Annotated in this window: 9 protein-coding genes; 5 read left to right on the top strand and 4 right to left on the bottom strand. The window is 67.6% G+C overall.

The genetic code is table 11. The features are described 5' to 3' along the window. Both ACFDTC_RS15995 and ubiG read right to left on the bottom strand, forming a co-directional pair. A partial coding sequence (locus ACFDTC_RS15995) for a hypothetical protein (protein ID WP_375259883.1) occupies window positions 1-311 on the bottom strand: 311 nt, incomplete at its 3' end. A gap of 76 nt (window positions 312-387) precedes the next feature. Continuing rightward, a complete protein-coding gene (gene ubiG / locus ACFDTC_RS15990; protein WP_375259882.1) occupies window positions 388-1122 on the bottom strand; it encodes a bifunctional 2-polyprenyl-6-hydroxyphenol methylase/3-demethylubiquinol 3-O-methyltransferase UbiG in 735 nt (244 codons plus the stop codon). A 47-nt stretch (window positions 1123-1169) separates the two neighbouring features. On the opposite strand from ubiG, the gene pip reads away from it, so the two are divergent. The 5 genes from pip to ACFDTC_RS15965 all read left to right on the top strand — a co-directional run bounded on the left by pip (window position 1170) and on the right by ACFDTC_RS15965 (window position 7743). Beyond that, window positions 1170-2147: a prolyl aminopeptidase gene (gene pip, locus ACFDTC_RS15985; RefSeq protein WP_375259881.1), complete on the top strand. Its 978-nt coding sequence runs from the start codon at window positions 1170-1172 to the stop codon at window positions 2145-2147. A 119-nt stretch (window positions 2148-2266) separates the two neighbouring features. Continuing rightward, window positions 2267-3256, top strand: coding sequence for an ABC transporter permease (locus ACFDTC_RS15980; protein WP_375259880.1), 990 nt, complete (start codon window positions 2267-2269; stop codon window positions 3254-3256). After that, a complete protein-coding gene (locus tag ACFDTC_RS15975) occupies window positions 3253-4452 on the top strand; it encodes an ABC transporter permease (protein ID WP_375259879.1) in 1200 nt (399 codons plus the stop codon). The genes ACFDTC_RS15980 and ACFDTC_RS15975 overlap by 4 nt, the downstream gene beginning before the upstream one ends. Then, window positions 4449-6110, top strand: coding sequence for an ABC transporter ATP-binding protein (locus ACFDTC_RS15970; RefSeq protein WP_375259878.1), 1662 nt, complete (start codon window positions 4449-4451; stop codon window positions 6108-6110). The genes ACFDTC_RS15975 and ACFDTC_RS15970 overlap by 4 nt, the downstream gene beginning before the upstream one ends. Before the next feature lie 79 nt (window positions 6111-6189). Then, window positions 6190-7743: an ABC transporter substrate-binding protein gene (locus ACFDTC_RS15965; RefSeq protein ID WP_375259877.1), complete on the top strand. Its 1554-nt coding sequence runs from the start codon at window positions 6190-6192 to the stop codon at window positions 7741-7743. Window positions 7744-7834: 91 nt separating this feature from the next. Here ACFDTC_RS15965 and ACFDTC_RS15960 read toward each other — a convergent pair whose 3' ends face one another. After that, window positions 7835-8365 carry a GNAT family N-acetyltransferase gene (locus tag ACFDTC_RS15960; protein WP_375259876.1) on the bottom strand — a complete coding sequence of 177 codons (531 nt, stop codon included), beginning with the start codon at window positions 8363-8365 and terminating at the stop codon, window positions 7835-7837. A gap of 79 nt (window positions 8366-8444) precedes the next feature. Beyond that, the coding region (locus tag ACFDTC_RS15955) for an AAA family ATPase (RefSeq protein WP_375259875.1) at window positions 8445-9029 on the bottom strand (585 nt) is incomplete at its 5' end.

Raw genomic sequence — 9029 nt, 5'->3', positions numbered from 1 at the left:
GCCGGGGCGGTCTCTTCCGCGGCGGCGGTCTCCTCGGCCGGGGCCGGTTCCTCGGCGGCGGCGGTTTCTTCCGCCGGGGCCGTCTCCTCGGTCGCGGCTGCGTCATCCTGCGGCAGGGGGTCGCTGACGTTCTCGTCGTCGATGGAATCGACGTCGATCTCGGCGACCTGCTCGGTCACGGGCTCGTTCTCGGCCACGGGGTCGGACGCGAAGAACGCGCTCCATCCCGCTATGATGAGCAGCACGACGCCGGCCGTCGCGATGATGCCCAGGGCGACCCGGGTGATGGGATCCTTGCCTTCATGGAACATGCGTTCCTCCTTTCCTGCGGATGCACGAATATCTGGGGCGCGAACGGGCCAGGGAAAGGCCCGGACGCGCGTGGGGTCAGGGCCGCAGCGCGGCGGTCACGTAGTTCACCGAAAGATCGCGGTCCGACAGCGACCAGCGCCACGCGACCGGGTTGAAGACGTAGCCCTTGCGATCCACCGGCTCGAGTCCGGCGGCGCGCAGGTGGTCGTAAAGCTCGTCGGGGGTGATGAAGCGCTTCCATTCGTGCGTGCCCTTGGGCAGCCAGCGCATCACGTATTCCGCGCCGACAATCGCCATGGCGAAGCTCTTCGCGTTGCGGTTGATGGTCGAGCACAGGTGCAGCCCGCCCGACCGCAAGAGCCGCGCGCAGGCGTCGATGTAGTCCTGCGGGTCGGCGACGTGCTCGACCACCTCCATGTTCAGCACCACGTCGAACTGCTCACCCGCGTCGGCCAGCGCTTCGGCGGTCGTGTGGCGATAGTCGATCTCCAGCCCCGATTGCGCGGCATGCGCCTGCGCCACCGGGATGTTGCGCGCCGCCGCGTCGACGCCCACGACCGTGGCGCCCAGCCGCGCCATCGGCTCGCACAGCAACCCGCCGCCGCAGCCGATATCCAGCACGCGCAGCCCCTCGAACGGTAATTGTGCGGAAAGGTCGCGGTCGTATTCTCCGGCGATCTGGTCGGTGATGTAGTCCAGCCGGCAGGGGTTCAGCATGTGCAGGGGCTTGAACTTGCCCTCCGGGTCCCACCATTCTGCGGCCATGGCTTCGAACTTGGCAATCTCGGACGGCTCGACGGTGGTTTGCATGACATTCCCCATGGTCAATTCCTTACCGGCGGCAATATAGAAACGAAATGGATAAAAACTCGGGCCAAAAACGCGCAGTGCAATATCTGTATCCGCCAGCGGACCCATTCGACCAGCGCATGATGGACGTCGGCGCCGGGCACCGCATCTACGTGGAACAATGCGGCAATCCCGCCGGAGTTCCCGTGATCGTGCTGCACGGCGGGCCCGGCGGCGGCTGCTCGCCCGCGATGCGGCGCTACTTCGACCCCAACGTCTACCGCGTGATCCTGTTCGACCAGCGCGGCTGCGGCCGCTCGCGCCCGCATGCCAGCGTCACCGACAACACCACCTGGGATCTCGTCGCCGATATCGAGCGGATCCGCGAGGCGCTGGGCATCGACAGCTTCGTCGTCTTCGGCGGCAGCTGGGGCGCCACGCTGGCGCTGATCTACGGTATCACCCACCCCGAACGCGTGCGCCACCTGGTGCTGCGCGGCGTCTTCCTGATGACGCGGCGCGAGCTTCAGTGGTTCTACGGCGGCGGCGCCGGCCAGTTCTGGCCCGAGCCCTGGGCCCGCTTCCGCGACCTCATCCCCGAGGACGAGCAGGGCGACCTGATCCACGCCTACCACAAGCGGCTGTTCTCGGGCGACCTGCGGACCGAGACGCGGCACGCCCAGGCCTGGTCGGCGTGGGAGAACGCGCTGGCCTCGGTCTATTCGTCGGGGCAGGGCGGCGAGGCGCCCGGCGAATACGCCCGCGCCTTCGCCCGGCTGGAAAACCACTACTTCGTCAACGACGGCTTCCTGGAACGCGACGGCTGGATCCTGGCCAACGCCGACCGGCTGGCCGACACGCCGGGCACCATCGTGCAGGGCCGCTACGACATGATTTGCCCGCCGCGCAGCGCGTGGGAGCTGGCCCGCGCCTGGCCCAATGCCGACCTGCGGATGATCCGCAACGCCGGCCACGCGCTCTCCGAACCCGGCATCAGCGCCGAGCTGGTGCGCGTCATGGACCAGATGGCCGAAGCCGCCGCCTGACGCGGCGTTTTGCGCGGCACATCCCGCAGCCGCGGTCGGTATGCGACACACAAGGGTTTACACGCGACAACAACCCGTTACGGTCACCGCCAACGATAACAACGATATCGACAGGGCCTGTGAGCGCAGTTCTCAAGATCATAGCCCAGCGCCTGGCGCTGGGCGTCCTGACGCTGATCGTGGTGTCCATGGTGATCTTCGCCGCCGTCAGTATGCTGCCCGGCGACTTCGCACAGGCGATCCTGGGGCAGGGCGCCACCCCCGAAGCGGTCGCCGCCATCCGCCGGGACCTCGGCCTCGACCAGCCCGCGTTGCCCCGATACTTCAGCTGGCTGGCCGACACGCTGCGCGGCGATCTGGGCATCAGCTACGCGCAGATGAACTTCCAGTCGAACATGGGCGGGGGCGAGCTGCGCACCGTCGCGTCGCAGATCGCGCCGCGCTTCGCCAACACGATGTTCCTCGCCGGCGTGACCGCCTGCATCGCTGTGCCCTTCGCGGTGGGCCTCGGCATCCTCGCGGCGCTGTTCCGCAACTCGGCCTTCGACAAGACGGCCAACGTCTCGACGCTTACCTCGATTTCCAGCCCGGAATTCTTCCTCGCCTACGTGCTGATCCTGTTCCTCGCGGTGCTGAACCCGGTGCTGCCGTCGCTGTCGAACATCTACGAGGGGATGAGCCTGCCCGAGCGGCTGGAAAAGACGCTGCTGCCGGCGCTGACGCTGACGCTGGTGGTTACCGCGCACATGATGCGCATGACCCGCGCGGCGATCATCAACCTTCTGGCCAGCCCCTACATCGAGATGGCGCGCCTCAAGGGCGTGCGGCCGATGCGCGTGATCGTGCGCCACGCGCTGCCCAACGCGCTGGCGCCGATCATCAACGTGGTGGCGCTGAACCTTGCCTACCTCATCACCGGCGTCGTCGTGGTCGAGGTGGTCTTCGTCTATCCCGGCATCGGCCAACTGTTCGTCGACGCGGTGAAGAACCGTGACATCCCGGTGGTGCAGGCCTGCTGCCTGATCTTCGCCGGCGCCTACATCCTGCTGAACCTGACCGCCGACATCATGTCGATCCTGTCGAACCCCCGCCTGAGGCACCCGAAATGAGCGTCTGGACCCTGATCCTGATCGCGCTGGTGGCGATCGCCGTGGTCGGCTGGGTCGGCCGCCTGGTCGGCCAGAAGGCCACCGGCAACGCGCCGGCCTTCCGCGACATGCCCTACGCTGTCGCCTTCGGCTACGCGCTGGCGGTGGCGCTGCTGGCCTGGGCTGTCTGGTACTACCTGCAGCCCGCCATGACCGAGACCGGCACGCCGGTGCCCGGCGTCACCTTCTTCCGCTGGGCGGTGCGCGCGCTGATCGCCTTCGCCATCGCCGCGTACCTCTTCCGCCTGCTGGGCCGCCACGTCGGCACCGCCGGCACGCGCAAGCTGTTCCGACAGATGCCGCTGACCGCCGCCTTCGGGCTGCTGGTGATCCTGGTCTACGCGATCCTCGCGATCTTCGCGCCGCTGATCGCGCCCTACGGCCAGGCGGTGGTGTTCGACCAGGTCAACGCGCTGCCCGGCGGCAACCCGGCCACCGGAGGAAACCCGGCGCATCCGCTGGGCACCGACCAGATCGGCCGCGACCTGCTGTCCCGCCTGATCTACGGTGCGCAGAACACCGTTGGCATCGCCTTCGCCACCACGCTGCTGGCCTTCCTGCTGGGCGGCTCGCTCGGCTTTCTCGCGGCGGTGCTGCGCGGCTGGTTCGACCAGCTTCTCAGCCGCGCGGTCGACGTGCTCATGGCGATCCCGTCGCTGATCTTCGCGCTGCTGCTGATGACCATCGCCAGCGCCTGGGCGTCGCAGAACTGGATGCTGACGGTCTACATGGTCTTCATCATCGCCGTGATCGACAGCACGCGCGTCTTCCGCCTGGCCCGGGCGGTGGGCATGAACATCGTCGTCATGGACTACATCGAGGCCGCAAAGCTGCGCGGCGAAGGGCTGGGCTACCTCATCTTCCGCGAGATCCTGCCCAACGCCTACGCGCCGCTTCTGGCCGAGTTCGGGCTGCGCTTCTGCTTCGTCTTCCTGACCATCGCGTCGCTTTCGTTCCTCGGCGTGGGCATCCAGCCGCCGCTTGCCGACTGGGGCACGATGGTCCGCGACCTCGCGCAGTTCATCAACTTCGCCGCCTTCTCGCCGCTGACGGCCGCGCTGCCGATCATGGCCGCCGGCGCCATCGCGCTGCTGACCGTGGCGGTGAACTTCGTCGTCGACTGGATGCTGCACCGATCCTCGGGGCTCAAGGAATGACCGACACCACGACACGCCCCGTGCTGCTGCAGATGACCGACATCCGCATCGAGGGCCGCAGCGACGAGACCTGGATGCCGATCATCAACGGCGTCGACCTGACCCTGCACAAGGGCGAGGTGCTGGGCCTGATCGGCGAAAGCGGCGCCGGCAAGTCCACGCTGGGCCTGGCCGCGATGGGCTTCACCCGCGACGGCGTGCGCATCTCGGGCGGGTCGATCACCTTCGACGGCATCGACCTGATCGCCGCCAGCGCCGAGCAGAAGCGCCAGCTTCTGGGCAAGCGCATCGCCTATGTCGCGCAATCCGCCGCGGCCAGCTTCAACCCCGCGCACAAGCTGATCGACCAGCATGCCGAGGCGCCCGTCGCCCACGGCACCGCCAGCCGCGCCGAGGCCGAGGCCGACGGCGTCGAGCTCTACCGCAAGCTGCGCCTGCCCAACCCCGACGAGATCGGTTTCCGCTACCCGCACCAGGTCTCGGGCGGGCAGTTGCAGCGGGCGATGGTCGCGATGGCCATGTCCTGCCGGCCCGACCTGATCATCTTCGACGAACCCACCACCGCGCTCGACGTCACCACGCAGATCGAGGTTCTGGCCGCGATCCGCCGCATCGTGGACGAGTTCGACACCGCCGCGATCTACATCACCCACGACCTCGCCGTGGTCGCGCAGATGGCCGACCGCATCAAGGTGCTGCTGCGCGGCGACGAGGTCGAGGAAAGCGACACCCGCTCGATGCTCGAACAGCCGCAGGAGGACTACACCAAAAGCCTCTGGGCCGTGCGAGAGTTCAAGCGCCCGGCCAAGCCCGCGCCCGCCGTCGACGCCACGCCCGTGATCTCGGTCCAGGGCGTCACCGCCGCCTACGGCAAGATCGACGTGCTGCACGACGTCAGCTTCGACATCCACGCCGGCCGCACCGTCGCGGTCGTGGGCGAAAGCGGCTCGGGCAAATCCACCACCGCGCGGGTCATCACCGGCCTGCTGACCCCCCGTCGCGGTCACGTGGAGCTGGACGGAGAGGCCTTGCCGCTGGATTACCGCAAGCGGTCCAAGGACCAGCTGCGCCAGGTCCAGATGATCTACCAGATGGCCGACACCGCGCTGAACCCGCGCAAGACCATCGGCGAGATCATCGGCCGCCCCGTGCAGTTCTACATGGGCCTCACCGGCCGCAAGCGGCGCGACCGCGTGGCCGAGCTGCTCGACCAGATCGAGCTGCCGCCCGAGACCTACCTCGACCGCCTGCCGTCCGAGCTGTCGGGCGGCCAGAAGCAGCGCATCGGCATCGCCCGCGCGCTGGCGGCCGAGCCCAAGTTCATCATCTGCGACGAGGTCACGTCGGCGCTCGACCAGCTGGTGGCCGAGGGGATCCTGCGCCTGCTGGCCGACCTGCAGGACGATCTGGGCCTGTCCTACATGTTCATCACGCACGACCTGGCCACCGTGCGCTCGATCGCCGACGAGGTGGTGGTGATGAAGGACGGTCGCGTCGTCGAACAGGGCCCCAAGCCCGAGATGTTCCGCCCGCCGCACCACCCGTATACCGACCTGCTGCTGTCCTCGGTGCCCGAAATGGACCCGGACTGGCTGACCAATCTGCTGAAAGAACGCGGAGTTGATGACATCGGCGCCGCAGCGACTGATAAGATATGACAGAATCGGCCTGCCTCGGCGGGCCTGATGCTATTGGCGGGCTGCCCCGCCACGATCGGAAACCAGGGGAGAGACGATCATGACACGCATTTCCAGACGCGGCCTTCTGACCACCGGTGCAGCCGCCGGTGTGCTCGCCGCCTCGGGTCTGCCGCTGCGCGCGCAGGCCACGCGGGGCGGCCGCCTGCGAGTGGGCCTCAACGGCGCCAACACCTCGGACAGCTGGGACGCCCGGACCCATTCCGACCTGTTCATGATCGCCTCGGCGCAGGGCGCGGTCTTCGACAACCTGACCGAGATCGCCGCCGACGGCGCGCTCAGGGGCGAGCTTGCGACCGACTGGGACGCGTCCCCCGACGCCAAGACCTGGACGTTCAACCTCCGCCAGGGCGTCACCTTCCACAACGGCAAGCCCTTCGGCGCCGACGACGTGATCGAATCGCTCAAGATGCACGTCGAGGAAGGTTCGAAATCCGCGGCGCAGCCGATCGTCTCGACCATCGTCGAGATGAAGAAGATGAACGAACACCAGGTCCAGCTGGTGCTGGAACGCGGCAACGCCGACCTGCCCTACCTGCTGTCCGACTATCACCTGCTGATCTATCCCGCCGGCCAGATCGACGAGGCGATCCAGAAGGGCATCGGCACCGGCCTCTACCGCGCGCAAAGCTTTGAGCCCGGCGTGCGCATGGTCGCCACCCGCGTCGACGACCACTACAAGGACGGCAATGCCGGCTGGTTCGACGAGATCGAGTACATCGCGATCAACGACAACACCGCCCGCATGAACGCCATGCTCACGGGCCAGGTGGACGCGATCAACCGCATCGACCTCAAGACCGAACAGCTGCTGCGCGCCAACCCGCAGCTGCGCATCAACGAGGTGTCGTGCAACCAGCAATACACCTTCCCGATGCTCACCAACGTCGCGCCCTTCGACGACGTGAACGTGCGCCGCGCGCTCAAGCACGCGATCAACCGCCAAGAGATGGTCGACAAGATCCTGCTGGGCCACGGCCGCGTCGGCAACGACAGCCCGATCGGTCCCGCCAACCAGTTCTTCTTCGAGAACATGGAGCAGACCACCTACGACCCCGACCAGGCCAAGTTCTACCTCAAGGAAGCCGGCTACGACTCGCTCGACATCGACCTGTCGGCCTCCAGCGCGGCCTTCGACGGCGCGCTCGACGCGGCGCAGCTGTATCAGGCGTCGGCCAAGATGGCGGGCATCAACATCAACCTCATCCAGGAACCGGCCGACGGCTACTGGTCGAACGTCTGGCTGAAAAAGCCGTTCTGCGCGTCCTACTGGTCCGGCCGCGCGACCGAGGACTGGATGTTCTCGAACGCCTACGAGGAAGGCGCGCCCTGGAACGACACCCAGTGGGGCCGCGAGGATTCCGAGCGGTTCCAGAACCTGCTGGTCGAGGCACGCGCCCAGCTCGACGACGCCAAGCGCCGCGAGATGTACCACGAGATGCAGCAGATCCTGAACGACGAGGGCGGCGTGGTGCTGCCGATGTTCGCCAACTACGTGCAGGCGATCAGCAACAAGGTCGCCACCCCGGACGTGGTCGGCAACCTCTGGCAGATGGACAACGCCCGCATGGCCGAGCGTTGGTGGATGAACTGATCCACGCGCCGCGTGCGGCCTGATTTCAGGTCCCGAAAAACGAAACGCCCCGCCAAACCGGCGGGGCGTTTTCGTTATCGGCGTCTCGCGATCACCACAGCGCTGGGTCGTCGAAGGCCGCCGCGCAGCGGGCGGGGCCGGGCAGGGGCCACGGCGCCGGCTTTTCCAACGCCTGCGCCTGCCACCCGTCCGGCTGCGAAAGCCTGAAGGGCGGCGGCACGTGGTCCACCGACACGGGCACGAATCCCACGCGGCCGTAGAAGCCCGGGTCGCCGTAGGTGACCGCCATCCGCGCCCCGGCGCCGCGCAGCGCGTCCAGCCCGTACCGGATCAGCGCCGTCGCTATGCCCTGTCCCTGCGCGTCCGGCGCCACGGCGACCGGTGACAGCAGCCACGCTTCGGCCGGATCGTCGCCGAAGCGCATCAGGCTGAAGACGATCGCCGCCTTCGCCGTCCCGTCCTGCGTGGCCACGAAGAGGCGACGCGCATCCGGGTCCTCGGCGATCAGTTTCTCGACCAGGGCGGCCACGTCCCGCGCCTCGTCCTCGCCCGCCGAGGCGGCGAAACTGTGGTGGAACAGCGCGCACAAGTCCCGAGCCTCGGGGCTTCCCGGGGCGGGCATTTCTTGACGAACGGTAACTTCGTCTCTGTAACGCATTGATTTTCCTAGGCCGCCTGCATGTCCCATCGTGGGACACCCCTCACAGCACGTAGCGGCTCAGGTCGGCCGAGCGGGTCAGCTCGCCCAGGTGCTCCTCGACGAAATCGGCGTTCACCGTGACCGTCTCGCCCGCCTTGTCGGGCGCGACGAAGCTCAGCTCCTCGAAGACCCGCTCCATCACGGTATAAAGCCGGCGGGCGCCGATGTTCTCGATCGACTCGTTGACCTCGGCCGCCACCTTGGCGAGCGCCGCGATGCCGTCCTCTGTGAAGGTCACCTCGACCCCCTCGGTCTTCATCAGCGCGGTATATTGCCGGGTCAGGGCGTTGTCGGTCTCGGTCAGGATGCGGACGAAGTCGCCCTCGGTCAGCGCGGTCAGGTTCACCCGGATCGGCAGCCGGCCCTGAAGTTCCGGCAGCAGGTCCGACGGCTTGGCCACATGGAACGCGCCCGAGGCGATGAAAAGGATGTGGTCGGTCTTCACCGCCCCATGCTTGGTCGACACGGTCGTGCCCTCGATCAGCGGCAGCAGGTCGCGCTGCACCCCCTCGCGGCTGACGTCGCCGCCGCGCGCGTCCTGCCGGGCGGTGACCTTGTCGATCTCGTCCAGGAAGACGATCCCGTT

Source organism: Citreimonas sp. (assembly GCF_042096055.1).
In the GTDB taxonomy this organism is placed as follows: domain Bacteria; phylum Pseudomonadota; class Alphaproteobacteria; order Rhodobacterales; family Rhodobacteraceae; genus Citreimonas.
The sequence above is the reverse complement of the archived record's forward strand: the minus strand, read 5'-3'. Positions and strand labels throughout refer to the sequence as shown.